The sequence below is a fragment of the Plastoroseomonas arctica genome, assembly GCF_018128965.1.
GTDB classification, from domain to species: domain Bacteria; phylum Pseudomonadota; class Alphaproteobacteria; order Acetobacterales; family Acetobacteraceae; genus Plastoroseomonas; species Plastoroseomonas arctica.
The window spans coordinates 37,762-62,004 of sequence record NZ_JAAEDH010000027.1; the positions used below are offsets into that span (position 1 = coordinate 37,762).

Below are 24,243 nucleotides of genomic sequence, written 5' to 3' on the forward strand. Positions count from 1 at the left end.
AGGGTGTTGTCGCGTGTTACCCCACCCCCCCTTCGCTGCCTTCGGGAGAGTTCCGTTTGTCCTACCTCGTCACGGGCGGCTTCGGCTTCATCGGTTCGGCAGTCGTGCGGCGTCTGCTCGCGACCACCGCGGAGACCGTCGTCAACGTCGACGCGATGACCTATGCGGCGAGCCCCGCGGCCCTCGCCATGCATGCCGGCGAGGCGCGCCACATCCATATCGACGCCGACATTTGCGACCCGGAGGCGATGCGCGCCGCCTTCGCCACCCACCGCCCGACGGCGGTGATGCACCTCGCGGCCGAAAGCCATGTGGACCGCTCCATCGACGGGCCGGCGGTGTTCATCCGCACCAATGTGGTCGGCACGCAGGTGCTGCTCGAAGCCGCGCGGGACTATTGGAACGCGCTCGAGGCGTCGGCCAAGGCCGCCTTTCGCTTCCATCACGTCTCGACCGATGAGGTGTTCGGCTCGCTCTACCCCGGCGATCCGCCCTTCACGCCCGAGACCCCCTATGACCCGCGCAGCCCCTATTCGGCGTCCAAGGCGGCGTCGGACCACCTGGTGCGCGCCTGGAACCACACCTACGGCTTCCCCTCCTTCGTCTCGAACACGACGAACAATTATGGCCCCTGGCAGTTCCCCGAGAAGCTGATCCCGCTGGTCACGCTCAACGCCCTCGAAGGCAAGCCGCTGCCGGTCTATGGCGAGGGCACCAATGTGCGCGACTGGCTGCACGTGGAGGACCATGCCGAGGCGCTGGTCCTCGCGCTGCAACGCGGCGAGCCGGGGGCGACCTATTGCATCGGGCCGCGGCAGGAGCGCACCAACCTCGAGGTGGTCAAGGCCATCTGCGCCACGCTGGACCGCCTGCGCCCGGACCCGGCCGGGCCACGCGAGCGGCTCATCACCTTCGTGCGCGACCGCCCTGGCCATGATTTCCGCTATGCGATGGACCCCTCCGGCGCCGAGACTGCATTGGGCTGGAAGCCGCGCTACGACTTCGAGAGCGGGTTGGAGCAGACCATCGGCTGGTACCTGGCGAACGAGGCCTGGTGGCGCCCGATCCGCGACAAGGCCTATGCCGGACAACGTTTGGGGAAGACATCGTGAAGGGCATCATCCTGGCCGGCGGTTCCGGCTCGCGCCTGCACCCGATGACCCTGGCGGCGAGCAAGCAGCTGCTGCCGGTCTACGACAAGCCGATGGTCTACTACCCGCTCGGCACCCTGATGCTGGCGGGCATCCGCGACATTCTGCTGATCTCGACGCCGACCGACCTACCCGCCTTCCGCCGCCTGCTCGGCGATGGCAGTGAATTCGGCGTCACCATCGACTATGCCGAGCAACCCTCCCCCGACGGGCTCGCCCAGGCCTTCTGGATCGGCGCGGACTGGCTCGGTGGCGAGGCCTGCGCCTTGGCGCTGGGCGACAACATCATCTACGGCGAGGGCCTGTCCGACCGGCTGATGAGTGCGGCTGGCCATGCCGAGCGCGGCAAGGCGACCGTGTTCGGCTATCGCGTGGCGGATCCCGAGCGCTACGGCGTGGCGGAATTCGACGCCGAGGGACAGGTGCTCTCGCTGGAGGAAAAGCCGCTCAGGCCGAAATCGGACTGGGCCGTCATCGGCATCTATTTCTACGACAAGCGGGTGACCCAGCTCGCCCAGCAGGTGGTGCCCTCGGCGCGCGGGGAGCTGGAGATCACCGACCTCAACGCGATCTACATGCGCGACGGCACGCTGCGGGCCGAGCAGCTGGGGCGCGGCTGCGCCTGGCTCGATGCCGGCACGCCCGCGAGCCTGTTGCAGGCCGCCACCTTCGTGCAGACGGTGCAGGAACGGCAGGGGCTGCAGGTGGGCTGCCCGGAGGAGATCGGCTTCCGCCGCGGCTTCCTCACCGCCGACGAGCTGCGCCTTCGCGGCAAGGCGTTGGGCAAGACCGCCTATGGCAAATACCTGATCGAACTGGCGGACGGGCTGCACGCATCATGAAGATCACCCCGCAATCCATCCCCGAGGTGCTGCTGATCGAGCCGCGTCGCTTCGGCGACGATCGCGGCTTCTTCTCCGAGGTGTGGAAGCGTTCCGCGCTGGCCGCCCAGGGGTTCGACGTGGATTTCGTCCAGGACAACCACTCGCTCTCGCGCGAGGTCGGCGTGCTGCGCGGGCTGCATTTCCAGCGCCCACCGACGCCGCAGGGCAAGCTGGTGCGGGTGGTGCGCGGGCGCATCCTCGACGTCGCGGTGGATATCCGCGAGGGCAGCGCGACCTATGGCCAGCACGTGGCCTGCGAGCTCTCGGCCGCAGGCTGGAACCAACTCTGGGTGCCGCGCGGTTTCGCCCATGGGTTCCTCACACTCGAGCCCGACACCGAGGTCCTGTACAAGGTGGATGGCGAATATGACCCGGCGACCGATGCGGGGATCGCCTGGGATGATCCGGCGCTGGGGATCGCCTGGCCGCTGCCCGAGGGCGGGCCGGTGCTGTCGGACAAGGATCGCAAGGCGCCGCGCCTGGCCGATATCGCGCCGCCCTTTCCGCGCGGATCGCTGTGATGCGGCGCATTCTGGTCACCGGGCAGGGCGGGCAGCTCGCGACCGGCCTGGCCGAGAGCCTGCCGGCGGCCGGGTTCGAGGCGTTGCTGGTCGGGCAGCCGGATTTCGAGTTCGACAATCCCGAGACGGTGCGCGCTGCCTTCGCCTCCCTGAAGCCGGATGCGGTGGTGAATTGCGCCGCCTGGACGGCGGTGGATGCGGCCGAGGATGACGAGGCCGGCGCCTTTCGCGCCAATGCGCTGGGGCCAGCGCTGCTCGGCGCCCTGAGTGCGGAGGCTGGGATCCCGCTGATCCAGATCAGCACCGACTACGTCTATGACGGGCTGAAGGGCGCGCCCTACCGTGAGGATGACCTGCCCAACCCGCGCAGCACCTACGGGCGCACCAAGCTGGCCGGCGAATGGGCCGCGCTGGCGGCAAACCCGCAGACGGTGGTGATGCGCACGGCGTGGGTTTTCTCCCCGGTGGGCAAAAATTTCGTGAAGACGATGCTGGCCCTCGGCGCGAGCCGGCCGGAACTGAAGGTCGTCGCCGACCAATGGGGGCACCCAACGGCTGCGCCGGACTTGGCGGATGCGATCGCGGGCGTGTTGGCGCGGGTGCGGGAGACGGGGTGGCGGGAGGACTACCGCGGCGTCTTCCATGCGGTGGCGGCGGGCGGGACCAACTGGCACGCCTTCGCCGAGGCGATCTTCGCGGCGAGCGGCGGGCCGGTGCCGAAGGTGCTGCCGATCACCACCCCGGAGTATCCGACCAAGGCCACGCGCCCGGTGGATGGACGGCTCGAGACGGCAAAGCTTGCGGGCGTTTTCGGGGTTGTGCTGCCAAGCTGGCAGGACGGTCTCGCGCGGGTGATGGCGACGCTGAAGGCGGGCTGAAACCCCCGGACGGCGGGAACGTTCACGGAACATAACCCTTCCGGAGACTGCCCATGTCCGACGATAACGCTCACTCAAACCCGAAATCCGACCCCGATCCCAACTCCAACGCGGTCAAGGACCCCGAGGACTGGACGACCGGCGATGAGCCGATGACGGGCGCCCAGGCGAGCTACCTCAAGACGCTGTCGGAGCAGGCGAAGGAACCCTTCGACCCGGATCTGACCAAGGCCCAGGCGTCCAAGCGGATCGACGAGCTCCAGGCGCTGACCGGGCGGGGGCGCTGAGGCGACGAAGTGCCGCGACTGACGGCTTCGGCCGTCGGTTGCTGGCGACTTGCGTCACGCCGCGGTTTTGCGCCTGAGCGCCAGCACGACGAGCCGCGCGAGCAGACCCGCAACGGCGCCGATTGGCGCCAGCCGCAGGGCCGCGCCTATCAGCTCCGACGTGCCGCCGTCATCGAGCCAAAGCGCGATGGTCGCGCCGAACGCCGCACCAGCCAGCGCACCGAGCGCGACCCATTTGGGAATGGCGCCAAAGGATGCGCCGATAGCGCCCACTCCCGAGGCACCTGCGCGTGTTCCGGTGCGTGCCGCGGACCAGAATGCCCGCAGCACCAAAGGGACGGCAATGGCGATCCCGGCGAAGCTCAGCGTGCCCAGGATCGTGCCCAGGACGCTCTGGCTGATCAACAAGCCCACGAAGAAGCCGAGCAGGGCCCAGAACGGCACCCACTGGTTCAACAGGCTGCCGGCCTGGAACCTGACGAGTGGGCGTTTGATCTCCGGCATGCGCACCCCGCGTCGGTCCAGCCAGCGGATGATGAATCGTGCGGCCATGATCGACAGCCGCAAGGGCAGCCAGACAACGACCGCGTAGCGGATGGCAGTGATCCAGCGCTGGTCGGTGCCGACCGCGAGCCCGAGCAGGAAGGCCAGGACGCCGAGAAATTCGGGCCAGCCGAACCGCAGTCCGAACAGTGAGCTCTGGCCGCCGAACTGCAGCTTGCCGAAATCGATCAGCGGCCCGCGCCGGTCCAGCTCGGCCTGCTTCTCTGCGTCGCGCGCCATTTGCGTCGCGATATCGTCTCGATCGTCCGGCATCCCGCCCCCATGATGACGGCGGTGTCGCCATCGGCTGAACGAAGATGTTGCATCAATGTGAATGGAGCGGGCGAGGGGAATTGAACCCCTGACATTCAGCTTGGGAAGCTGACGTTCTACCTCTGAACTACGCCCGCGCCGGAGCCGATCTCACTACCCCAGGCTTGCCTTCCCGGCAAGGCGCGCGCTAGATCATCCTCGCACGGGGCAACCCGCGCCCTCGCGATTTGTCCGGCCTGCTTGCGGCGAGGTAAAACAAGCGCGCTAAACGGCCGTGGGGCAGCAATGCCCCGCCCCAACGGAGGGGCCGGACGCCCGTATTCTGTCGCAGGTGTCCCACATGTCCGAACCCGACCGCCCCGCCTACCGTCCCGCCACCCAACTGGTCCATGGCGGCCAGATGCGCAGCAATTTCGAGGAGACCGCCGAGGCGCTCTACCTCACCTCCGGCTTCGTCTACGAGAGCGCGGAGCAGGCCGAGGCCACCTTCGCCGGCACCGTCCAGCACTACCAGTATTCGCGCTTCGGCAACCCCACTGTCTCCATGCTCGAAGCGCGCCTGGCCGCCCTAGAAGGGGCCGAGGCCTGTCGCGCCACTGCCACCGGCATGGCCGCGGTGCATGCGACCATGCTGTCGCACCTGAAGTCCGGAGACCGGCTGGTGGCGTCGCGCGCGCTGTTCGGATCCTGCCACTGGATCGTCTCGACCCTGCTGCCGCGCTACGGCATCGAGGCGGAATTCGTTGATGGCGGCGACCTCGCTCAATGGGAGCGCGCGTTGTCCAAACCGGCCGCCATGGTGCTGCTGGAAACCCCCTCCAACCCGATGCTGGACATCATCGACCTCAAGGCGGTTTGCGACCTCGCCCACCACGCCGGCGCGCTGGTCGTGGTGGATAATGTCTTTGCAACGCCCCTGCTGCAGCGCCCGATGGAGTTCGGCGCCGACATCGTCGTCTACTCCGCGACCAAGCACTTTGATGGCCAGGGCCGCGTCCTTGGCGGCGCCATCCTGGCGAAGCAAGCCTGGGTGAACGACGTGCTCCAGCCCTTCATCCGCAACACCGGCCCCTCGATCAGCCCGTTCAACGCCTGGACGATCCTGAAGGGGCTGGAGACGCTGCACCTGCGGGTGCCAGCCATGTGCCGCTCCGCCGCCGCCATCGCCGACATGCTGGCCGAGCACCCCGCCATCGACCGCCCGCTGTACCCCTTCCGCGCCGACCATCCGCAGCAGGCGCTCGCCATGCAGCAGATGGGCGCCGGCGGCACGCTGGTCACCTTCGAGGTGAAGGGCGGCAAGGCAGCGGCCTTCCGCGTGCTCAACGCGCTGCGCCTCATCCGCGTCTCCAACAATCTCGGCGATTCCAAGTCGCTGGTCACGCACCCCGCGACCACCACGCATATGCGGGTGGGGGCGGAGGAGCGCGCGCGCCTGGGCATCACCGACGGCACGATCCGTCTCTCCGTTGGCCTCGAGGATGTCGGCGACCTGATCGAGGATCTCGCCATCGCGCTGGTGCAGGCATGAGCGTCGAGACCTGGCTCGGCTTCCTCGCCGCGGCCGCCGTGCTGCTGGCGATCCCCGGTCCCACCATCTTGCTGGTCGTGGGCCAGGCGCTGGGCGGCGGTAGGCGCGCCGCACTGCCGCTGGTGGCGGGTGTCGCCGCCGGCGACCTCACCGCGATGACCCTGTCGCTGGCGGGACTGGGCGCGCTGATGGCGGCTTCGGCCGTGGCCTTCACCATCCTCAAATGGGCCGGCGCCGCCTATCTCATCTGGCTCGGCGTGGGGATGTGGCGGGCCAAGGTGGGTGCGGCCGAGGCCGCGCCCCTGGCTCCGCGGCACGCCTTCCGCGAGGCCTGGCTGGTCACCGCGCTGAACCCCAAGAGCATCGTGTTCTTCGTGGCCTTCGTGCCGCAGTTCATCGACCCCGCGCGGCCCTTCCTCTCCCAGGCCGCGATCCTGGTTGGCAGCTTCGTCACGCTCGCGGCACTCAACGCGCTCGTCTACGCGCTGCTCGCCGCACGGCTGTCGGGTGCGGTGCGTCGGCCCGGTGTGCGGCGTGCCTGCAACCGCGTGGGCGGCACCATGCTGATCGGCGCCGGCGTCGCCACCGCCGCGCTGCGCCGCGCGTGAGGCTTTACACGCCCACCGCTCCGGTCCTTTGATCGGCGCGGAGGAGCAGACCATGGCCCGTCAGGACGCCTTCGAAGCCTTGACCCGTGGCATCCGCGTGACGGTCCGCGCCTTCTTCCTCGCGGATCAGTCGGAGCCCGAGATCCGCCGCTACGTCTGGGCCTACCGCGTCACCATCGCCAATGAGGGCATCGAGGCGGTGCAGCTGGTCCATCGCACCTGGATGATCACCGATGGCCTTGGCCGCACCCAGCGCGTCAACGGCACCGGCGTGGTGGGCGAACAGCCGGTGCTCGAGCCTGGCGAGAGCTTCGAGTACACCTCCGGCACGCCGCTGGCGACGCCATCGGGCTTCATGCGCGGGCACTACCACATGATGGTCCGCTCCAGCGGGGAGAGCTTCAACGCGACGATCCCGGCCTTCAGCCTCGACAGCCCGCACGCCACCAGCGGGCGGCTTCATTGATCCATGCTTGCGGACCCGGAAGGGACCCCCACTTCACAATCGAGTAAGGCGCAGCAACCCGGCCGGGATCTCCCGTCCGAACCATCGCCATAGGAAGCCAAGGCCGTGAACATCCACACCCCGAATGGCCCGATTGACAGCAGCCGCGCCAGCGCCGAGCCCCGCCCGAGCCGCGAGGAGGCCGAGGCCGCCGTGCGCACGCTGCTGCGCTGGAGCGGGGACAACCCCGCCCGCGAGGGCCTGATCGACACCCCCGCCCGCGTCGTCCGCTCCTACGAGGAATTCTTTGACGGCTACGACACCGACCCGGTGGAGCTGCTCGCCCGCTCCTTTGAGGAGACCGATGGCTATGACGAGATGGTCGTCCTGCGCGACATCCGTCTCGAGAGCCATTGCGAGCACCACATGGTGCCGATCATCGGCAAGGCGCACATCGCCTACCTGCCGGCCGGACGGGTCGTGGGCATCTCCAAGCTCGCGCGCGTGCTGGAGGTCTATGCCAAGCGCCTGCAGATCCAGGAGAAGCTGACGGCGCAGGTGGCCAATACCATCAACGACGTGCTCAAGCCCAAGGGCGTGGCCGTGGTGATCGAGGCGGCGCACCAGTGCATGACCACGCGCGGCGTGCACAAGCCTGGCGTGACGATGGTGACCAGCCGCATGCTCGGCGCCTTTCGCGACGATGCCTCGACGCGGCGCGAGTTCATGTCGCTGATCCAGGGCAGCCGCGGCACCGTCGAGGGGTAAAGTCACCGCCACGACGCCGCGCGCCTTTCCCGCGACTAGTTGGTTCGAGAGCATCGAGAACGGTCAGCACGACCGCTGCGTGGACCTGTTCGAGCGGCCGGATGGCAGTTCGGCTACGATGCATTCCGCCGATACCGGCGCACGGACTCCGGCCGGCGTCCATGCGCGCATCGTATTTCCCTTGCGCGACGCCGCGCGCCGACGCGTCTACGACGGTCGCCTGGATGCGCTGATCGGCTACGGCCGCGCGAGCGTCTCCTGCTCCACCGGCGCGGCGGCCGGCGCGGCGCGCTCGGTGTCCATCAGGGCGGCACGCAGGTTGCGCCGCACCTGGAACTCGAATTCCACATTCATGTCGGCCATTGCCTCGCGGATGATGGTGTCGGCGTTGCGCGCACGCGCCGCTTCGTCGCCGGCGGGCTGGGTCGCGGTGCGTCGCACCTCGGCCTCGGCGAAGCCGCGCAGCTCGCCATCGGCGGAGCGCAGTTCAAGCCGGCAGCGAAGGATGCAGTCGAGCCGCTCGGTGTTGCTGCTGAACAGGCCGCCGCCGCCGGCACCCCCACGGGTCAGCAGCGCCGTCTGCACGAGAAAGCGCCCCACGCCGTCCCGCCCGCTGGCCGAAAGCCGGTCCTCGGCCATTGCAAGCATGGCCTGGGCCGGGTTCACCGGCGCGGGCGGCGCGGCTGCGATGCGCGCGGAGGACAAGGCCGGGGCGATTTCGAGCGAGGCGACATCAAGCCGCAAGGGCGTCAGATGCCGATAGCTCGGCGGGCCGGATTGCAGGGGCGGGAGACGCTCGCCCCCGCCGCAACCGGCGGCGAGGAAAGCAAGTCCAAGGGCGGAACGCCGTGTCAGTCCAGTCATCCGAGCTCTCCGTATCGCCCTCCTCAATGGTTCGGAGAAGGCGCTTTGTCGAGCCTCGGATGACCGGTCGGTGCGCGTCAGCCCTTCTTGGCCGGCGCGGCCGGGGCAGGGCGGGCGAAGGGGGAAGCACCGGCGGCAGGCTTAGGCTTCTCCTGCTTCGGCTTCTTGGCTTCCCGGCTATTCTTCTTCTGACCCTTGGCCATGTGGCCTCCTGATGATTGCGGCAGTCGTTCAGACCCGGCGCGGCCCAAGCAGCCAGAACACCGTCAGCACTGCCATCTGCGCCGCAAGCACCAGGCCCAGCATGTCGGGCGGTGAGCGGCGACGGGTACGCTCCACGGGCTGTGGCCGCATCCCGGCCAGGCGGGCCGGGTTGCGCGGCCTGCCGCGCGTCCCTGGCATCGCTGCACCCACATGCCGCTGCTCGGCGGCGTTGGTGGCGCGGATAACGTCATCGATCGTGTCCATTCGGCTCCTCCTCCGGGCGAGAGGGGCAGTTTGGGCGCCGCCCGTGGCCTTGCGAGAGGCATCCAGCGCACCTTTCCGTGCGCCACGCCAGGGGGGACGGCCTTGGATAAGCGACCGCGTCAGGGCCATTTCGCCTCGGGCGGCAGCGACATCAGGATCGCCTCCACATTGCCCCCCGTCTTGAGGCCGAAGATCGTGCCGCGGTCCTGCAGGAGGTTGAACTCCACGTAGCGGCCGCGGCGGACCAGCTGGTGCTCGCGCTCGGCCTCGCTCCACGGCTCGTGCATGCGGCGGCGGATGATGCGGGCGTAGCTCGCGAGGAAGGCGCGGCCGACATCCTGGGTGAAGGTGAAATCTGCGGCGCGGTCGCCGGTGTCGAGGTAGTCGTAGAAAATGCCGCCCAGGCCGCGGGTCTCGCCGCGATGGGGCAGGTAGAAGTACTCGTCGCACCATTTCTTGAATCGCGGGTAGTAGGTCGGGTCGTGCTTGTCGCAGGCGGCCTGAAACCCGGCATGGAAGCTCGCCGCATCCTCGAGCGATTCCGGGGCTTCCATGGCCATGGGCGTGAGGTCGCCACCGCCGCCGAACCAGGATTTGGAGGTGACGATGAAGCGCGTGTTCATATGCGCCGCTGGAACCCGCGGACTGCGCATGTGGGCCACGAGCGAGATGCCGGTGGCCAGAAAGCGCGGGTCGGCCTCCGCGCCGGGGATCTGCTTGCGGAATTCGGGCGAGAACTCGCCGAATACGGTCGAAACATTCACGCCCACTTTCTCGAAGACGCGGCCCTTCATCACGCCCATGACGCCACCGCCGCCGCCCTCGCGTTCCCACGGCGTGCGGGTGAAGCGGCCAGGCGGCACCGCCGCATGCGGGCCGGTCTCCAGCGCATCCTCGATCGCCTCAAATTCTTCGCAGATCAGGTCGCGCAGCTGCTCGAACCAGGCACGGCTGGGCGGGGCGTCCGGGTGCTGGAGCGGGGTGGAAGCACCGGTCGAACTCTCAGGCATGACGAATCCTTCACGCGGTTCAGGCTATTGGCAAGTTTTCACCGCACCGCGGCACATTGCCACGTTGCGTTTCGCACCCTTATAAGGCGCCGGCGCACGCTTGGCAGCGTGGTCTCGCGTGACCACGCGCCGCGCCGCTGGATGGAAGGACGATGCCCATGGCCGATATGGCGACCCCCCCAGGTTCGGCGCCCGATACGGGCGGCCGCAGGGATTTCCTCACGCTCGCGACCACTGCCTTCACAGCCGTCGGCGTGGGTGCCGTGGTCTGGCCATTCATTTCTTCCATGAACCCGGCGCGCGACACGCTCGCGCTGGCCAGCACCGAGGTCGATCTCGCCCCGGTCCAGCTCGGCCAGGCGGTCACCGTGATGTGGCGCGGAAAGCCGGTCTTCATCCGCCACCGCACCCCCGAGAATGTCGCCTCCGCCCGCGCCACGCCGCTGACCGAGCTGAAGGATCCGGCGACCGACCAGTCCCGCGTCCAGAAGGATGAGTGGCTGGTGCTGATCGGCGTTTGCACGCATCTGGGCTGCGTCCCGCTCGGCCAGAAGCCCACCGACCCGCATGGCGACTATGATGGCTGGTTCTGCCCCTGCCACGGCAGCCACTACGACGCCGCCGGGCGAATCCGCAAAGGACCCGCGCCGCTGAACCTTGCGGTTCCCGGCTACACCTTCACATCCGATACCAAGATCCGCATCGGCTGAGCAGAGGCACGCACCCATGTCCATCGGTCTGCACAAAAGCGAATTCAAGAACCCCGTCATCCGCTGGGTGGACAGCCGTCTGCCGCTGTTCACGATGATGCAGAAGGAGTACGGGACCTTCCCGACTCCGCGCAACTTCAACTACTTCTGGAACTTCGGCGCCCTCGCCATGGTCTCGCTCATGATCATGATCCTGACCGGCGTGTTCCTGTCGATGAACTACACCGCCCATACCGGCTACGCCTTCGATTCCGTCGAGCGCATCATGCGCGATGTGAACTACGGCTGGCTGCTGCGCTACGTGCACGCGAACGGCGCTTCGATGTTCTTTATCGTCGTCTACATCCACATCTGGCGCGGCATGTATTACGGCTCCTACAAGGCGCCGCGCGAGCTGCTGTGGATGCTGGGCGTGGTGATCTTCCTGCTGATGATGGCGACTGCCTTCATGGGCTACGTGCTGCCCTGGGGCCAGATGTCCTTCTGGGGTGCCACCGTCATAACCAACCTGTTCTCGGCCTTCCCGGTCGTGGGCAGCCACATCGTGACCTGGTTGTGGGGCGGCTTCAGCGTGGACAACCCCACGCTCAACCGCTTCTTCTCGCTGCACTACTTGCTGCCCTTCGTGATCGCGGGTGTGGTGTTCCTGCACATCGCGGCGCTGCACATCACGGGCTCCAACAACCCGCTCGGCATCGATCCCAAGGGCCCGCAGGACACGATCCCCTTCCACCCGTACTACACGTCCAAGGACAGCGTGGGGCTGGTGGTCTACTTCATCGTCTTCGCGATCCTCGTCTTCTTCATGCCGAACTACCTCGGTCACCCGGACAACTACATCCCGGCGAACCCGATGGTGACGCCGACTCACATCGTGCCGGAATGGTACTTCCTGCCGTACTATGCGATCTTGCGCGCGGTGCCGGACAAGCTCGGCGGCGTCCTGCTGATGTTCGGGTCGATCGCACTGCTGTTCGTGCTGCCCTGGCTCGACGGCTCGCCGGTGCGCTCGATGCGGTTCCGCCCGCTGGCACGCATCGCCTTTGCGCTGTTCACCCTGAACTTCTTCGTCCTGCTCTATGTCGGCGGCAAGCCGGCCGAGGAGCCCTACGTGACGATCAGCCGCTTCGCGACGGCCTATTACTTCGCCTACTTCCTGGTGATCCTGCCGCTGCTCGCGCGGCTGGAGCGGCCGCTGCCGCTGCCGGAAAGCATCGCCCGCGCCGTGCTGGGGCGCGGCGGCGGACCGATCCCGATGGCGGCCGCGGCCAAGCCGATGGAGAAGGCGTGATGCGCATGCTCAAGAGTCTGGTGTTGCTCGGCGCCATGGCCATCGCCCCCGCCGCCTACGCGGCGGGAGAGGAGATCCATCTGCCGGAGACGCGCTTCAGCTCCGACGGTATCTTCGGGACCTTCGACCGTGCCTCCGTTCAGCGTGGATTCCAGGTCTATCGCGAAGTCTGTTCCAACTGCCATTCGATGCGGCTGCTCTCCTATCGCAATCTTAGCGAGATTGGTCTGACCGAGGAACAGATCCGCGCCGTCGCGGCCGATGTGCAGGTGCAGGACGGCCCCAACGACGAGGGCCAGATGTTCGAGCGCCCGGGCCGGCCATCCGATCGTTTTCGCCGTCCCTTCGCCAATGACGCCGCCGCACGCACCGCCAACAACGGCGCGCTGCCGCCGGACTTCTCGGTCATCGCCAAGGCGCGCGAGGGTGGCCCGCACTACATCCAGGCGCTGCTCACGGGCTACGAGGATCCGCCCGCCGGCTTCACCCTGGGCGACGGGATGAACTACAACCGCTACTTCCCCGGCCACCAGATCGCCATGGCCGCGCCGCTGAACCCGGACCAGGTCGAGTATGCCGACCACACCCCGGCGACGGTGGAGCAGATGTCGCGCGACGTCGCGCTGTTCCTGCACTGGGCCGCCGAGCCGGAGCTCGAGCAGCGCCGCCAGATGGGCATCAAGATCGTGCTCTTTCTGGGCGTCCTTGGCGTGCTGGCCTATGGCGTGAAGCGTCGGATCTGGGCCGACCTTCACTAGATGAAGGGGGGGGCTTCGCCCCCTTCATTGCGCTGCCTTTTGTGCCTTCAAGCGCCAGACGCGGGCTTCAGTTCGTGGGCGTGCCGGCTGCACGGCTCGCTAGGATCGTCGCAGGAGCACAGCTCCGCTATTTGGCCTCGTGGGCGGGAACCAAGCGGCTGAAATTCTCTCCCCGGCCGCGCGTTCACCCGGACTCGCGCACCTTCGCGAACATCGCGAGCATCGCCACGTCATAAGCGATCTTCAGCGCTGCGCAGACGAGGAACGGTGCTGCGTCCCACCCCTCGGCCATCAGCCAGCCTGCGATCGCGGGGCCCGCCGCAGAGGCCAGGCTGCGTGGCACCGCCGTGAAGCTCGCGGCCGCTACGCGCTCCGCCGGCGTCACCACGGCCATCACGTAGGAGGACCGAGCCGGGATATCCATCGAGGAGAGCAACGCCCGCACCAGCAGGAATGCCATCGCCAGCCACAGATTTCGCACAGCACCGCAACGGCGAGGCACAGGTTCGCCGGCGCATGCGTCCAAACCATGGTGTTGACGAGGCCAATGCGCGTGCCCAGCCAGGCCGAAGCCGGCATCGACACGGCGGCGAGCAGGCCCGAGACAAAGAAGAAGCTTCCGGCCTCGGCCACCGAAAGCCCGAACTTGCGAAACAGGAACAGCGCCAGCAGCGCCTGCACCGCGAGCCCGCCGGCGAAGCTGTCGAGGCTGAACAGCGCCGCGAGGCGCAGCACCAGGCCGCGCGAAGGCCCCAGCCGGCCATCCGATACCTCGCCCATCGCCGCGCGCGGAAGCCTGGCATAGGCGAGGGCCACCCCCGCCGCGAGCGCCGCATAGGCCAGGAAGGCGCTGCCGAGGCCGATCCCGAGCCAGCCCGGCACGCCGGAGGCCAGCGAGCCCAGCGCCGCCGCCAGCATGCCCACCAGGGAGTACAGTGCGAAGACGTGCGTCCGCCGTGCCGCGGACGTCCGGGCCAGCACCGCATGCTCCAGTGGCATGAACAGGCTGGCGCCGCCCGCGGTCGGGTTGATGGTGCCGAGCAGCGCCACCAGGGAGACCAGCGCGAGGCTCTGCGCGGTCGCGTAGCCGATGCCCGTCGTGGCCATCAGCGCGGCGGCGCCGAGCAGCATCGGCCGCACATGGAAGCGTCCGCCAAAGACGCCGATGCACAGCGTGACGGCGGCCGATCCCAGCAACGAAAGGCTCGCGAGCAGGCCGATCTCGCCCGGACCGAAGCCCAGCGCCGTCAGGTGCGCCGGCAGCAGCACCGCCGCCGCGCCATCGCCGAAATCGCGCAGAGCCCGCGCGCGGAAGATCGGGCCCAGCGACACGCCCGGCCTATTCGAGGCGCGCGCCCGAGATGCGCACCACGTCGCGCCACATCGGCCGCTCCCGCGCCGCGCGCTCGGCCGCGACCGCCGGCATGGTCCACAGGCAGCGCGCGCCGGTGCGCAAGAAGCGGTCCTGCACGGACGCATCCTCGAACACCTCCTTCATCGCCGCGTTCAGGCGCTGGATGATGGGTGCGGCGACGCCGCCCGGCGCGCCCATCGCGCACCAGCTGGTGACGACGAAATCCGGCACCCCCGCCTCGGCCATGGTCGGCACGTCGGGCAGCGTCGGCCAGCGCTCCGCACTCGTCACCGCCAGCGCCCGGAACTGGCCCCCGGCGATGGTCGGGACGTAGCTCGCCAGGTTGTCGAGCGCGAAATTCACATCGCCCCCCAGCATCGCCGGGATGATCTGCGCGGCGCCGCGGAAGGGCACATGCGTGCCCTCGATCCGCAGCCGGCCGGTGAACATCGAACCCGACAGATGCGCCGTGGTGCCCACGCCGGGCGAGCCATAGGTCACCCCGTTCGGCCGCGCCCGCACCCAGGCGATGTACTCCGCCATAGTCCGCGCCGGCGTGTGCTGCGCCGGCACCACGAACACGTTGGGCAATTCCCAATGCATCGAGATCGGCTGGATGTCGCGCTCCGGATCATAGGGCAGGCGGGCGTAGAGATACTGGTTGATCGACCAGCCGCCGACCGTCACCGGCCCGATCGTGTAGCCGTCGGGAGTGGATTTCGCGATCGCGTCATGGCCGATATTGCCTCCCGCACCGGGCCGGTTCTCGACCACGAAGGGCTGGCCGAGCTTCTGGCTCATCTGCTCGCACAGCAGCCGGCACAGCACGTCCGTGGACCCGCCCGGCGGCCAGGGCACGATGACGCGCACCGGGCGCTCCGGGAAGGCGCCCTGGGCACGGGCGACCGCCGGCAGGGCGAGCGAGGTGGCAAGAAGGGCGCGGCGCGTTGGCTGCATCAAGGGCGTTCTCCTGTGGAATAGCGAGGATAGGGCCATTCCACAGGCGCCTCAAAGCGCGGAGGCGCGCGCGGCACTCGCCCGCTCGCGCATCTCGTCCGGCCCGCTTTGCGGGCCGCAGGCCCGAATAGGCGTCGCCGCTCGTGCGGCGAGCCAAGCCGCCGAAGGCGGCGCCCGGCGCCTGAGGGCACGAACTCAGTAGAAGAAGCGTTCCTCGACGATCTTGCCGTCCTTGACTGTGTAAAGGCCGATCTCGGTCATCTGCATGCGCTTCCCGTTTTCCTTCATGGTGACGTCCATCGCGAATTGCAGCGCGAACTGGTCGCCATGCACGTAGGGGCCTTCGGTCGTGGCCGAGTGGACCTCGTGATTGGCGTACCACCAGGCCGACTTGGCCTCGACGCCCTCGCGACCCTCGACGCGCGCCATCGGGCCCTCCATCGCCTCGAAGCTCACCACGTTGTCGGCCCAGAACTGCTTGCCGGCCTCCTCGTGCTTGCCCTCCTTGCACATGGCGGCGACCGCCTGCGCGACCTCTTTCGTGTCCATCGGAAATCCTCCCTGGTTGCGATGAGGAAGAGTGGCAGCGCGGCGATGACAATCACAAGCGCGGCTTGACCAGGCCGCGGCGCCCTGCGAGCAATTCCCCTTTACCCGTTTCGCAAAAGGCCGATCATGCTCAGCCCACCCAGGCACTTCCTGGAACTGATGGACCACGACGCCGCGACGCTGCGGACGATGGTCGATCTCGGCGCCCTGGCCAAGCGCGGCGGCATCGAAGGCAAGCCGCTCGCCGGCAAATCCATCGCCCTCATCTTCGAGAAGCCCTCCACGCGCACGCGCGTATCCTTCGAAGTCGGCATCCGCCAGCTGGGCGGCGACGCCATCATCCTCTCGGGCAAGGAAATGCAGCTTGGCCGCGGCGAAAGCGCGGCCGACACCGCGCGGGTGCTGTCGCGCTACGTCGACGCCATCATGCTGCGCACCGACTCCGTCGCGAAGCTGCGTGAACTCGCCGAATTTGCGACCATCCCGGTGATCAACGGCCTCACCGACGTGTCGCACCCCTGCCAGCTCATGGCCGACGTGATGACATTTGAGGAACAGCGCGGCCCGATCGCGGGCCAAATCGTCGCCTGGACCGGCGACGGCAACAACGTTGCGCAAAGCTTCATCCAGGCCGCTGCGCGCTTCGACTTCACCCTGCGCATCGCAACCCCGCCCGAACTCGCCCCGCCCGCCCAACTCATCGACTGGGCGAGGCGCGCCGGCGCGCGCATCGAGCTCACCTCGGACCCGCACACCGCCGTTGCCGGCGCGCGCTGCGTCGTGACCGACACCTGGGTCTCCATGTCCGACGAGACGGAAGGCCAAAGCCGCAACCGCCACAACCTGCTCGCCCCCTACCAACTCAACGCCGCGCTGCTCCGCGGCGCCGCGCCCGACGCCATCGTGATGCACTGCCTGCCCGCACACCGCGGCGAAGAAATCACCGACGAGGTCATCGAAGGCCCGCAGAGCGTGGTCTTCGACGAGGCGGAAAACCGCCTGCACGCACAGAAGGGCGTGCTGCTCTGGGCCTTTGGCCTGGCCGGGGGGTGAGGGAAGGAAGGCCAGGGGCTCTGCCCCTGGACCCCGCCAGGATCGTGTCGATCCTGGACCTCCATTTGTTGGTTCTTGAGTTTGTGAGGGTGGTTCTGGGTCGTTGATCCGGAATGCCTGTCATCGGGAGAGGGTGGCCGTCATGCGCTCTCATCTGGTGATCGCTCCCCGGCCACCCTCTCCCGATGACAGGCCCTGATAAAAGTCCAGAGCCCACCATCCAATCCCGGGACCAACAGATGCAGGGGCCTGGGGATCGGCGCGATCCCCGGCGGGGGTCGAGGGGGCGGAGCCCCCCGCCTGGCTTTCCTCACCGCCCGATTGGCCCAAGCGGCGCATGGGCGTATTCTGTGAGCCCATCACGAAAGTTCGCGCCGACTTGCCCGATCCGACCTTGCCGTCCGCCACGCCGGATTTCCTCAACCATGACCGCGCCCCTGTGCCGGATATCGTCGTGGCCCGCGGCCTGGTGCCGTTCCGCCTGCGCGACCGCCCGGTGCGCGGGCGGCTGGTGCGTCTCGGCCCACTCGCGCACGCGCTGCTCACCCGCCATGAAAACAGTCGGGAGGTAACGACGCTGCTCGGCCAGGCGCTGGCGCTGACGGCGGGGCTGGCGGCGGCTCTGAAGTTCCGTGGCTCGTTCAGCCTGCAGGCCAAGGGCGATGGGCCGGTCACGATGCTGCTCGTGGATTGCACCGATAGCGGCGCGTTGCGCGGCTATGCGCGCGCCGATGCCGAGCGGCTCGCCACCCTCGATGATGCCGAAGCGGGCGCGATGCTGGGGAAGGGGTATTTGGCCTTCACCTGCGACCAGGGGCCCGACATGGATCGCTACCAGGGCATCGTGCCGATTGAGGGCAGCACTCTGGCCGCGATGAGCGACACCTACTTCCGCACGTCCGAACAGCTGCGCACGCATGTCCACCTTGCCGCTGCCGAGACGCCGGCCGGCTGGCGCGCGGCCGCCTTCATCATGGAGCATGTCGCGAGCGATGGCGGCATCGCCGCACCGGAGGACGCGGAGGAGGCCTGGCGCACGGCGCTGGCGCTGGCCGGCACGCTGAGCGACGCCGAATTGCTCGACGATGCGCTGACGCCAGAGCGGCTTCTGCACCGGCTGTTCCACGCCGAAGGGCTGGTCGTGGACCAGGCGCGCGCGCTGTCCTACGGCTGCCGCTGCTCGCGGGCCAAGCTGTCAGGGGTGCTGGAAGGCTTCGCGCCGGAAGACCTCGACCATATGGCCGAGGAAGGAACGATCACGATGACCTGCGAGTTCTGCAATGTCGATTTTCGGTTCGATCGCGACGAGATGCGCAAGGCGAACCAGTAGAGAAGGCCGGCGAAAAGAATTTCCCCGGACCCCATTCTTTTGTTTTTATCCAGGGATGCGCGGCAAAGGCGGTCGCGCCTTCGGGCCGCGCAGCGGACCGCGAGCCCGAATGGGCGAACGCCGCTATGCGGCGAGCCAAGCGCGCGGAGCGCGCGCCCGGCGCTTGAGGGCACAAAAAAGCAGCTAATTTTCTATCGGCGAAAGCCGATAGAAAATTAGCGACGGATGCCGAGGCGGGTGATCAGGTTCGTGTAGCGGGCGGCTTCCTTGCGCTTGAGGAAGTCCAGCAGGCCACGGCGCTGGCTGACGAGCATCAGCAGGCCACGACGGCTGTGGAAATCCTTCTGGTGCGCCTTGAGGTGCTCCGTCAGCGTGGTTATGCGCTCGGTGATGAGTGCCACCTGCACTTCCGGGCTGCCAGTGTCGCCCGGCTTGGGCGCGTATTCGCTGATCAGCGCCTTGCGGCGCTCTGCGGTCATCGACATCGTGGGTCTCCGTTCGAACTGGGGTTTCAGCCCCGGCCGTCCCCGATCCACCGCTCCGGCTGGCACAATCCAGCTTCGAGGCGGCAGAGGCCGACCAGGCGCCCCCCCGCCATCGCGCGCACCAGACCACCATCGGGGTTGGCATCGGACGGAACCCGGCCCATCAGGTCCACCAGCGAAATCGCCTGGCCCTGGTGCAGCCGGTGGGCCTCGCTCTCGTGAATGGCCAGTGCCGGGATGTCGTCCAGCGCGGTCACCACGGGGCGCAGAAGCTCCGGGGAAGGAGGCGGGGTATCGGCCGAACCGGCGATGCTGTCCAGAGGAATTGCGTCGGCTTCGTGAAATGGGCCCACCCGATGCCGCCGCAGCGCCGCGATGTGGCCCACCGTGCCGACCGCACGCGCGAGGTCCCGCGCCAGGGAGCGCATGTAGACACCCTTGCCGGAGACGACGCGGAAGATGGCGGTGTCGGCATCCGGCCGCTCGCTCAGCGTGAACTCATCCACGCGCGCTGGCCGCGCCGCGAGCTCGGGGATTTCACCGGCGCGGGCGAGGTCATAGGCGCGTTCGCCGCCGATCTTGATGGCGGAATAGATCGGCGGGATCTGCATGATCGAGCCGCGAAACGCGCCGAGTGCTTCCTCGATCGCGGCATCCGTCGGGCGCGCATCCGAGGTCTCGATAGTGTTGCCGTCGCTGTCGTCGGAATCGCGGCCGTCGCCGAAGCTCAGCGTGAAGGAATAGATCTTCGTGCTGTCCATGACGTAGGGCACGGTCTTGGTGGCCGCGCCAAACGCGATGGGCAGCACGCCGGTCGCCAGCGGGTCGAGCGTGCCGCCATGGCCCACCTTCTGCGCATCGAATGCGCGCTTCACGCGCGTCACGACGTCGGTGCTGCCGATCCCGCTCGGCTTGTCGATGATGAGCCAGCCATCGAGGGCCTGGCCGCGGGGTTTTCTCTGTCGCTGGCGGGTCATGGATACTCGATATCGTTGCAGTGGAAAGGCGCGGCGAACCCAAGGGAATATCGGTGCCGCACGCTTGTTCGCCTGGCGTTTTTTCCCAGCGATGAACGGGTTCGCTAAAGAAAATGTTAGAGCGTGGTTGCGATGCGTCCGTGCTCTATGACCTGCGAATGGCACGGATGCCGCGGCGAGGGAATAGTGCCTCGCCATCTCCGTCGCACGGGCGATCATAGAAGGCTCTGCATGACGGATTGGATGGTGCCCGGTGCGACGCAACCGGCCGGGCAGCGCGCGGCGCAACAAGCACGACTTCGGGCCGCGATCGGCGCGTTGGAGGCAGAGGCCTTCGCCTTCGGAACGCGCTTCATCCGCGATGGTGCGGCGCGGGCCGCCTACACGCGCGCGGTGCGGGAAACGGCGGAGGAGTTGCTGCATCGCGCGCAGGGCGGCGCCATGACCTACGAAGCGGCGGCCGTGGAGGCCAACCAGCTGCGCAATGCCATCATGGAGACGACGCGCGCCCGGACGTCCGAAATCATGCGGGCCTACGCCCAAAGCCTCAAGGCGGAGGGGCTCACGATGGAGTCGCTGATCGCGCGGCATGCGGAAGGCCTGTTTAAGAAGGCACCCAGCGCGCTGAGCGCGGCCGAGCGGGAGGCGGTGATGGCGCGGATCCTCCAGGGCGCCGCGCGCGCTCGACCGGAGATTACCATCCAGGCCCGGAACTTCGGGCGTCTCGGGCGCGGCCTGGTGGCGCTTTCGCTGGGCATCGCGTTCTACAACATCATGACCGCCGAGGATCGTGGTCGCGCGGTGGTGCGCGAAGGCGCGACGCTTGGTGCTGGCTTCGCCGGCGCCGCACTGGGTGGCGCCGCAGCCGGCCTCGTCTGCGGTCCAGGCGCCCCGGTCTGCTCGACGGTGGGAGTGTTCGTCGGCGGGGCACTGTTTGCATTCGGCGTCAGCTGGGCGTTCGATTAGCGCGATGCGCCGCCTGGCTGACCATGACCCACGCCTGGAGCGGTTGCCGCCGGCACCCGAGGGAGGCATGCGCATCGGATACGCGCTGCCCGACGGACGGCTGCTGCTGCTGGCCAGCGAGGAGATCGGCGCCGACGAGGGCATGACGCTGTCGCTGCACGCGGCCGATGGCGCCCGTGTCGCAGGGGTGACGCGGCGGCTATGGCTCGGCGGTGGCTTCGTGGAGGATCCGATGCCGGATGGCGAATGGGCGCTGCGGTTCGAGTTTCCGAAAGGCGTGGCCTGGCGCGCCGACGTGCGGCGCCTGGGACGCTGGCTGACCGCCCTCGGCGTCCCGCCTCTCACGCTGCGGCGGATGTAACCCTGATGGAGAAGGGCCAGGATGAGTGGACCGAGTACCCGCTCTGGGGTCGCATCGCGCTGGCGGTGATGTTCCTCGGCGGCGGGCTGGGCTTCGGTTGGCTCATCGACGGCCGCGCCGGGATGATCGTGGGCGGGGTGATCGGCGGGAGCATGGCATTGCTCGCGCTGTTCGTGCCGCCGGTGCTGGCGTTCCTGGCGGGCGTGCTGGAGGTGCTGTCCTACTGCGCGTTCTGATCGACAGGCCGCGGCAATCCGGCCGCGTCAAGTGCCACGAAGGTGAAGACCGCCTCCGTCACGCGGCTGGCGTCGTCCGAAGCGCGATCGCGGCGCCAGGCCTCGACCTCCACGCGGATGGAGGTTCGGCCGACGGCCAGCAGCGTGCCGTAGAGGCTCACCTCGTCGCCGACCTTCACGGGCCGGTGGAACTTCATCCCCTCGACCGCGATGGTCGCGACGCGGCCGCGTGCGCGGCGCAGCGCGACGGTGGCCCCGGCCTGGTCCATGTGCGCCATCAGCCAGCCGCCGAAGATGTCGCCGGCCGGGTTGGTGTCGGCGGGCATGGCGATGACTCGGATGAGGGGGGCGGCGTCGGGCGGTGTGGTCAAGGCTTCTCCTCCTCCTTGCCCAGGTCGCGCGCGACGACGGGCTGGTTGAGGGCTTTGGCGATGGTGAAGGCGTAGTCCAGAGCCGTATCCGTCTGGAAATGGATCTCGGGTGTGTGCCTCAGCCGCACTGACTTGGAGATCTGTCCGCGCAGCCAGGGCCCGGACTTCTTGAGCGCAGTGAACTGCTTGGCCGGCAGGTCCTTCCCCAGCCCGGAGACGAAGGCCGTCATGTGCTTGAGGTCGGGCGAGGCGCGAACCTCGGTGACGGTGATGGTCGCCCCGAGCAGATCGGGATCACGAAACTCCCCGCGCGCAAAGATGGTGGCGAGCGCATGCCGCACCTCTTCCGCGACGCGCAGCTGGCGTTGTGTCGGCCCGTCGGCGGCCTGGGTTTTCGGCAAGGGTGATCCTCCTCAGAGGACGGGTACCAAGTGACAAAAATAAAAGAAGAGAGTCCGGGATAATTCCTTCTCCCGGTGCTGTCTTACAGCGTCCCTGCGACCGTCTCGACCTCGTAGCACTCGATCTGATCATCGACCCGAATGTCATTATAGTTCGTGAAGGACATGCCGCACTCATATCCGTTGGCGACTTCCTTCACGTCATCCTTGAAGCGTCGGAGCGTGGAGAGTTCGCCCTGGTGGATGACGACACCTTCGCGCAGCAGCCGCACGCCGGCACCGCGGCGGACGACGCCTTCGGTGACACGGCAGCCGGCGATGTTGCCCAGGCGCTTGACCTCGAAGACCTGGAGGATCTGCGCGTAGCCGAGGAACTTCTCGCGCTGGACGGGGGCGAGCTTGCCCAGGACCAGCTTCTCGATGTCGTCGGCGACCTCGTAGATGATCGAGTAGTAGCGGATCTCGATCCCCTCCGATTTCGCCAGTTCGCGGGCCTGCGCCGTGGCGCGGACGTTGAAGGCGATGATGACGGCCTGGGACGCCATGGCGAGTTGGATGTCGCTCTCGGTGATCTGCCCGACGCCATTGAGCAGCATCCGCACGCGGACCTCCTCGTTGCCGAGCTTGCTGAGGACGACCGAGATCGCCTCCGCGCTGCCCTGCACGTCGGCCTTGGAGACGACGGCCACTTCCTTCTGCGCGCCGGCCTGGATGCGGGCGAGCATGTCGGTGAGCGAGCCGCGGCCTGCATTGATGGCGGCGGCGGATTTCTCGCGGATCGAGCGGGTGCGGAACTCGCTGATCTCGCGGGCGCGGCCTTCATCCTCTACAGCGACGAATTTCTCGCCCGCGGACGGCACGCCGGAGAGGCCGAGGATTTCGACGGGCGAGGAGGGCCCGGCTTCCTTGACCTGCGCGCCCTTGTCGTTGACCACCGCGCGCACGCGGCCCCATTCGGCGCCGGCGACCACGATGTCGCCCTGGCGCAGCGTGCCCTTCTGGACGAGCACGGTGGCGACGGGGCCACGGCCGCGATCGAGCTTGCTCTCGATCACGGTGCCTTCGGCGGCGCGGTCGGGGTTGGCCTTGAGGTCGAGCACCTCGGCCTGCAGTGAGATCGCCTCGAGCAGCTTGTCGAGGTTGATCTTCTTGGTGGCCGAGACCTCGATTTCCTGCGTGTCGCCACCGAGTGATTCCACCACGATCTCGTGCTGCAGCAGCTCCTGCTTCACGTTCTCGGGCTTCACGCCGGGCTTGTCGATCTTGTTGACGGCGACGATGAGCGGCACGCCGGCGGCCTTGGCGTGGCTGATGGCCTCGATGGTCTGCGGCATCACGCCGTCATCGGCGGCAACGACGAGCACAATGATGTCGGTGACACTCGCACCGCGCGCACGCATGGCGGTGAAGGCGGCGTGGCCGGGGGTGTCGATGAAGGTCACGCGGTCGCCGGCGGGCGTGAGGACCTGATAGGCGCCGATATGCTGGGTGATGCCGCCGGCCTCGTGGGCTGCGACATCGGCCTGGCGCAGCGCGTCCAGCAGCGACGTCTTGCCGTGGTCGACATGGCCCATGATGGTGACGACGGGGGCCCGGGTGACCAGGTCCTTGTCGATGTCGGTGACACCTTCGAGGCCGATCTCGACATCGCTTTCCGCGATGCGCTTCGAGCGGTGGCCGAATTCCTGGACCACGAGCTCGGCGGTGTCGGCGTCGATGGATTGCGTGAGCGTTGCCATGACGCCCATGCGGAACAGCGCCTTCACCACCTCGCCGCCACGCGCGGCCATGCGGTTGGCGAGTTCCTGCACCGTGATGGCCTCGGGGATGACGACGTCGCGCACCACCTTCTCGGTGCCGGCGCGCAGACGCGCAAGCTCCTGCTGGCGGCGCTCGCGGTCGCGGGCGCGGCGCATCGAGGCGATGGAGCGGCTGCGGTCGTCATCGCCTTCGATGGCGGCCTGGACGTCGATGCGGCCGCCGGCGCGGCGATCACCGCCGGCGAGGCTCTTCTTCACCGTCGCGAGGGCAGGGCCCTTCTTGGCGGGGAGCGCGGGCAGGCTGCCGGGGCGGCGGACGACGGCGCGACGGCGGCCCTCATCCTCTTCCTCGGCGGTCGGCGCGCGCGGCTTGAGCGTAAGGCGGTCGGCGGCGGTGCTGCCGGGGGCATCCGGCCGGCGCGCGACCGGAGCGCCCGGGCGGGCGGCAGGCGT

General features: G+C 68.2%; 31 protein-coding genes, 1 tRNA gene and 1 riboswitch. Of the genes, 17 read left to right on the top strand and 15 right to left on the bottom strand.

What is annotated here, in order from left to right:
• The first annotated feature begins 56 nt into the window (after positions 1–56).
• Genes rfbB through GXW79_RS19065 form a run of 5 tightly spaced genes read left to right on the top strand, consistent with a single transcriptional unit; the run spans position 57 to position 3,721 of the window.
• Positions 57–1,112 (top strand): dTDP-glucose 4,6-dehydratase, encoded by a 1,056-nt coding sequence (gene rfbB / locus GXW79_RS19045; protein WP_211876030.1) that lies wholly within the window; start codon positions 57–59, stop codon positions 1,110–1,112.
• Complete coding sequence (gene rfbA / locus GXW79_RS19050) at positions 1,106–1,993, top strand: glucose-1-phosphate thymidylyltransferase RfbA (RefSeq protein WP_408901563.1); 888 nt, start codon at positions 1,106–1,108, stop codon at positions 1,991–1,993. Before rfbB ends, rfbA begins: the two co-directional genes overlap by 7 nt.
• A complete protein-coding gene (rfbC, locus tag GXW79_RS19055) occupies positions 1,990–2,556 on the top strand; it encodes a dTDP-4-dehydrorhamnose 3,5-epimerase (RefSeq protein WP_211876032.1) in 567 nt (188 codons plus the stop codon). The genes rfbA and rfbC overlap by 4 nt, the downstream gene beginning before the upstream one ends.
• On the top strand, positions 2,556–3,434 hold the full coding sequence (gene rfbD / locus GXW79_RS19060) for a dTDP-4-dehydrorhamnose reductase (protein ID WP_211876033.1): 879 nt from the start codon (positions 2,556–2,558) through the stop codon (positions 3,432–3,434). Before rfbC ends, rfbD begins: the two co-directional genes overlap by 1 nt.
• Positions 3,435–3,487: 53 nt before the next feature.
• The gene (locus GXW79_RS19065) at positions 3,488–3,721 is read left to right on the top strand and encodes a DUF3072 domain-containing protein (protein WP_211876034.1); all 234 of its coding nucleotides are present in this window, start codon (positions 3,488–3,490) and stop codon (positions 3,719–3,721) included.
• 54 nt (positions 3,722–3,775) lie between these two features.
• Here GXW79_RS19065 and GXW79_RS19070 read toward each other — a convergent pair whose 3' ends face one another.
• Together GXW79_RS19070 and GXW79_RS19075 are read right to left on the bottom strand one after the other, a co-directional pair.
• Positions 3,776–4,537 (bottom strand): hypothetical protein, encoded by a 762-nt coding sequence (locus tag GXW79_RS19070; RefSeq protein ID WP_211876035.1) that lies wholly within the window; start codon positions 4,535–4,537, stop codon positions 3,776–3,778.
• Between the two features lie 62 nt (positions 4,538–4,599).
• Positions 4,600–4,674, bottom strand: a tRNA-Gly gene (locus GXW79_RS19075).
• A 72-nt stretch (positions 4,675–4,746) separates the two neighbouring features.
• Positions 4,747–4,825, top strand: a riboswitch (SAM riboswitch).
• 52 nt (positions 4,826–4,877) lie between these two features.
• Between GXW79_RS19075 and metZ the strand changes: the two genes are divergently transcribed.
• From metZ to folE, 4 genes are all read left to right on the top strand, one after another.
• On the top strand, positions 4,878–6,068 hold the full coding sequence (gene metZ, locus GXW79_RS19080; protein ID WP_211876036.1) for an O-succinylhomoserine sulfhydrylase: 1,191 nt from the start codon (positions 4,878–4,880) through the stop codon (positions 6,066–6,068).
• The gene (locus GXW79_RS19085) at positions 6,065–6,676 is read left to right on the top strand and encodes a LysE family translocator (protein ID WP_211876037.1); all 612 of its coding nucleotides are present in this window, start codon (positions 6,065–6,067) and stop codon (positions 6,674–6,676) included. The genes metZ and GXW79_RS19085 overlap by 4 nt, the downstream gene beginning before the upstream one ends.
• Positions 6,677–6,728: 52 nt before the next feature.
• Complete coding sequence (gene apaG / locus GXW79_RS19090; protein ID WP_211876038.1) at positions 6,729–7,142, top strand: Co2+/Mg2+ efflux protein ApaG; 414 nt, start codon at positions 6,729–6,731, stop codon at positions 7,140–7,142.
• Positions 7,143–7,247: 105 nt separating this feature from the next.
• Positions 7,248–7,889, top strand: a complete 642-nt coding sequence (gene folE / locus GXW79_RS19095) for a GTP cyclohydrolase I FolE (protein WP_211876039.1) — start codon at positions 7,248–7,250, stop codon at positions 7,887–7,889.
• Positions 7,890–8,126: 237 nt separating this feature from the next.
• On the opposite strand, the gene GXW79_RS19100 is transcribed toward folE, so the two are convergent.
• The 4 genes from GXW79_RS19100 to hemF all read right to left on the bottom strand — a co-directional run bounded on the left by GXW79_RS19100 (position 8,127) and on the right by hemF (position 10,231).
• Positions 8,127–8,753 (bottom strand): hypothetical protein, encoded by a 627-nt coding sequence (locus GXW79_RS19100; RefSeq protein WP_211876040.1) that lies wholly within the window; start codon positions 8,751–8,753, stop codon positions 8,127–8,129.
• 77 nt (positions 8,754–8,830) lie between these two features.
• Positions 8,831–8,956, bottom strand: a complete 126-nt coding sequence (locus tag GXW79_RS21710) for a hypothetical protein (RefSeq protein WP_281414770.1) — start codon at positions 8,954–8,956, stop codon at positions 8,831–8,833.
• Between the two features lie 28 nt (positions 8,957–8,984).
• A complete protein-coding gene (locus GXW79_RS19105; protein WP_211876041.1) occupies positions 8,985–9,221 on the bottom strand; it encodes a hypothetical protein in 237 nt (78 codons plus the stop codon).
• Positions 9,222–9,340: 119 nt separating this feature from the next.
• On the bottom strand, positions 9,341–10,231 hold the full coding sequence (gene hemF / locus GXW79_RS19110) for an oxygen-dependent coproporphyrinogen oxidase (RefSeq protein WP_211876042.1): 891 nt from the start codon (positions 10,229–10,231) through the stop codon (positions 9,341–9,343).
• A 158-nt stretch (positions 10,232–10,389) separates the two neighbouring features.
• On the opposite strand from hemF, the gene petA reads away from it, so the two are divergent.
• The 3 genes from petA to GXW79_RS19125 are packed head-to-tail and all read left to right on the top strand — an operon-like array spanning position 10,390 to position 12,990.
• Positions 10,390–10,941 (top strand): ubiquinol-cytochrome c reductase iron-sulfur subunit, encoded by a 552-nt coding sequence (gene petA, locus GXW79_RS19115; RefSeq protein WP_211876043.1) that lies wholly within the window; start codon positions 10,390–10,392, stop codon positions 10,939–10,941.
• Between the two features lie 16 nt (positions 10,942–10,957).
• Entirely contained in the window at positions 10,958–12,232 is a 1,275-nt protein-coding gene (locus GXW79_RS19120) for a cytochrome b (protein ID WP_211876044.1), read from the top strand.
• The gene (locus tag GXW79_RS19125) at positions 12,232–12,990 is read left to right on the top strand and encodes a cytochrome c1 (RefSeq protein ID WP_211876045.1); all 759 of its coding nucleotides are present in this window, start codon (positions 12,232–12,234) and stop codon (positions 12,988–12,990) included. The genes GXW79_RS19120 and GXW79_RS19125 overlap by 1 nt, the downstream gene beginning before the upstream one ends.
• Positions 12,991–13,174: 184 nt before the next feature.
• On the opposite strand, the gene GXW79_RS19130 is transcribed toward GXW79_RS19125, so the two are convergent.
• The 4 genes from GXW79_RS19130 to GXW79_RS19145 form a co-directional block, all read right to left on the bottom strand.
• Positions 13,175–13,414 (bottom strand): hypothetical protein, encoded by a 240-nt coding sequence (locus tag GXW79_RS19130; protein WP_211876046.1) that lies wholly within the window; start codon positions 13,412–13,414, stop codon positions 13,175–13,177.
• Positions 13,384–14,322 carry an MFS transporter gene (locus tag GXW79_RS19135; protein ID WP_211876047.1) on the bottom strand — a complete coding sequence of 313 codons (939 nt, stop codon included), beginning with the start codon at positions 14,320–14,322 and terminating at the stop codon, positions 13,384–13,386. Before GXW79_RS19135 ends, GXW79_RS19130 begins: the two co-directional genes overlap by 31 nt.
• Positions 14,323–14,329: 7 nt before the next feature.
• Positions 14,330–15,301, bottom strand: a complete 972-nt coding sequence (locus GXW79_RS19140; RefSeq protein ID WP_211876048.1) for a Bug family tripartite tricarboxylate transporter substrate binding protein — start codon at positions 15,299–15,301, stop codon at positions 14,330–14,332.
• Positions 15,302–15,496: 195 nt separating this feature from the next.
• Positions 15,497–15,850: a nuclear transport factor 2 family protein gene (locus GXW79_RS19145; RefSeq protein WP_211876049.1), complete on the bottom strand. Its 354-nt coding sequence runs from the start codon at positions 15,848–15,850 to the stop codon at positions 15,497–15,499.
• Between the two features lie 126 nt (positions 15,851–15,976).
• Here GXW79_RS19145 and argF point away from each other — a divergent pair, with 126 nt between their 5' ends.
• Together argF and hslO are read left to right on the top strand one after the other, a co-directional pair.
• Positions 15,977–16,903: an ornithine carbamoyltransferase gene (gene argF, locus GXW79_RS19150; protein ID WP_211876050.1), complete on the top strand. Its 927-nt coding sequence runs from the start codon at positions 15,977–15,979 to the stop codon at positions 16,901–16,903.
• Between the two features lie 379 nt (positions 16,904–17,282).
• The gene (gene hslO, locus GXW79_RS19155) at positions 17,283–18,233 is read left to right on the top strand and encodes an Hsp33 family molecular chaperone HslO (RefSeq protein WP_246504134.1); all 951 of its coding nucleotides are present in this window, start codon (positions 17,283–17,285) and stop codon (positions 18,231–18,233) included.
• 215 nt (positions 18,234–18,448) lie between these two features.
• Here hslO and rpsO read toward each other — a convergent pair whose 3' ends face one another.
• Together rpsO and truB are read right to left on the bottom strand one after the other, a co-directional pair.
• On the bottom strand, positions 18,449–18,718 hold the full coding sequence (gene rpsO / locus GXW79_RS19160) for a 30S ribosomal protein S15 (protein ID WP_211876052.1): 270 nt from the start codon (positions 18,716–18,718) through the stop codon (positions 18,449–18,451).
• 26 nt (positions 18,719–18,744) lie between these two features.
• Entirely contained in the window at positions 18,745–19,695 is a 951-nt protein-coding gene (truB, locus tag GXW79_RS19165) for a tRNA pseudouridine(55) synthase TruB (RefSeq protein ID WP_211876053.1), read from the bottom strand.
• A gap of 243 nt (positions 19,696–19,938) precedes the next feature.
• Between truB and GXW79_RS19170 the strand changes: the two genes are divergently transcribed.
• The 3 genes from GXW79_RS19170 to GXW79_RS19180 all read left to right on the top strand — a co-directional run bounded on the left by GXW79_RS19170 (position 19,939) and on the right by GXW79_RS19180 (position 21,258).
• Complete coding sequence (locus GXW79_RS19170) at positions 19,939–20,661, top strand: hypothetical protein (RefSeq protein WP_211876054.1); 723 nt, start codon at positions 19,939–19,941, stop codon at positions 20,659–20,661.
• Between the two features lie 67 nt (positions 20,662–20,728).
• A complete protein-coding gene (locus GXW79_RS19175; protein ID WP_211876055.1) occupies positions 20,729–21,022 on the top strand; it encodes a hypothetical protein in 294 nt (97 codons plus the stop codon).
• A gap of 5 nt (positions 21,023–21,027) precedes the next feature.
• Complete coding sequence (locus tag GXW79_RS19180; RefSeq protein WP_211876056.1) at positions 21,028–21,258, top strand: hypothetical protein; 231 nt, start codon at positions 21,028–21,030, stop codon at positions 21,256–21,258.
• Here GXW79_RS19180 and GXW79_RS19185 read toward each other — a convergent pair.
• From GXW79_RS19185 to infB, 3 genes are all read right to left on the bottom strand, one after another.
• Positions 21,243–21,584, bottom strand: coding sequence for an acyl-CoA thioesterase (locus GXW79_RS19185; protein ID WP_211876065.1), 342 nt, complete (start codon positions 21,582–21,584; stop codon positions 21,243–21,245). The two genes, GXW79_RS19180 and GXW79_RS19185, sit on opposite strands and share 16 nt — an antisense overlap.
• Positions 21,585–21,625: 41 nt before the next feature.
• Positions 21,626–22,030, bottom strand: coding sequence for a 30S ribosome-binding factor RbfA (rbfA, locus tag GXW79_RS19190; protein ID WP_211876057.1), 405 nt, complete (start codon positions 22,028–22,030; stop codon positions 21,626–21,628).
• Between the two features lie 83 nt (positions 22,031–22,113).
• On the bottom strand, positions 22,114–24,243 hold a 2,130-nt coding region (infB, locus tag GXW79_RS19195), incomplete at its 5' end, for a translation initiation factor IF-2 (protein ID WP_211876058.1).

Bases quoted from the DNA above. Each gene is read 5' to 3' on its own strand.
- rfbC (WP_211876032.1), top strand. From the start codon at position 1,990: ATGAAGATCACCCCGCAATCCATCCCCGAGGTGCTGCTGATCGAGCCG.
- rfbD (WP_211876033.1), top strand. From the start codon at position 2,556: ATGCGGCGCATTCTGGTCACCGGGCAGGGCGGGCAGCTCGCGACCGGC.
- GXW79_RS19065 (WP_211876034.1), top strand. From the start codon at position 3,488: ATGTCCGACGATAACGCTCACTCAAACCCGAAATCCGACCCCGATCCC.
- GXW79_RS19070 (WP_211876035.1), bottom strand. From the start codon at position 4,537: ATGCCGGACGATCGAGACGATATCGCGACGCAAATGGCGCGCGACGCA.
- metZ (WP_211876036.1), top strand. From the start codon at position 4,878: ATGTCCGAACCCGACCGCCCCGCCTACCGTCCCGCCACCCAACTGGTC.
- GXW79_RS19085 (WP_211876037.1), top strand. From the start codon at position 6,065: ATGAGCGTCGAGACCTGGCTCGGCTTCCTCGCCGCGGCCGCCGTGCTG.
- apaG (WP_211876038.1), top strand. From the start codon at position 6,729: ATGGCCCGTCAGGACGCCTTCGAAGCCTTGACCCGTGGCATCCGCGTG.
- GXW79_RS19100 (WP_211876040.1), bottom strand. From the start codon at position 8,753: ATGACTGGACTGACACGGCGTTCCGCCCTTGGACTTGCTTTCCTCGCC.
- GXW79_RS21710 (WP_281414770.1), bottom strand. From the start codon at position 8,956: ATGGCCAAGGGTCAGAAGAAGAATAGCCGGGAAGCCAAGAAGCCGAAG.
- GXW79_RS19105 (WP_211876041.1), bottom strand. From the start codon at position 9,221: ATGGACACGATCGATGACGTTATCCGCGCCACCAACGCCGCCGAGCAG.
- hemF (WP_211876042.1), bottom strand. From the start codon at position 10,231: ATGCCTGAGAGTTCGACCGGTGCTTCCACCCCGCTCCAGCACCCGGAC.
- petA (WP_211876043.1), top strand. From the start codon at position 10,390: ATGGCCGATATGGCGACCCCCCCAGGTTCGGCGCCCGATACGGGCGGC.
- GXW79_RS19120 (WP_211876044.1), top strand. From the start codon at position 10,958: ATGTCCATCGGTCTGCACAAAAGCGAATTCAAGAACCCCGTCATCCGC.
- GXW79_RS19125 (WP_211876045.1), top strand. From the start codon at position 12,232: ATGCGCATGCTCAAGAGTCTGGTGTTGCTCGGCGCCATGGCCATCGCC.
- GXW79_RS19130 (WP_211876046.1), bottom strand. From the start codon at position 13,414: ATGGATATCCCGGCTCGGTCCTCCTACGTGATGGCCGTGGTGACGCCG.
- GXW79_RS19140 (WP_211876048.1), bottom strand. From the start codon at position 15,301: ATGCAGCCAACGCGCCGCGCCCTTCTTGCCACCTCGCTCGCCCTGCCG.
- GXW79_RS19145 (WP_211876049.1), bottom strand. From the start codon at position 15,850: ATGGACACGAAAGAGGTCGCGCAGGCGGTCGCCGCCATGTGCAAGGAG.
- argF (WP_211876050.1), top strand. From the start codon at position 15,977: ATGCTCAGCCCACCCAGGCACTTCCTGGAACTGATGGACCACGACGCC.
- rpsO (WP_211876052.1), bottom strand. From the start codon at position 18,718: ATGTCGATGACCGCAGAGCGCCGCAAGGCGCTGATCAGCGAATACGCG.
- truB (WP_211876053.1), bottom strand. From the start codon at position 19,695: ATGACCCGCCAGCGACAGAGAAAACCCCGCGGCCAGGCCCTCGATGGC.
- GXW79_RS19170 (WP_211876054.1), top strand. From the start codon at position 19,939: ATGGTGCCCGGTGCGACGCAACCGGCCGGGCAGCGCGCGGCGCAACAA.
- GXW79_RS19175 (WP_211876055.1), top strand. From the start codon at position 20,729: ATGCGCATCGGATACGCGCTGCCCGACGGACGGCTGCTGCTGCTGGCC.
- GXW79_RS19180 (WP_211876056.1), top strand. From the start codon at position 21,028: ATGGAGAAGGGCCAGGATGAGTGGACCGAGTACCCGCTCTGGGGTCGC.
- GXW79_RS19185 (WP_211876065.1), bottom strand. From the start codon at position 21,584: ATGCCCGCCGACACCAACCCGGCCGGCGACATCTTCGGCGGCTGGCTG.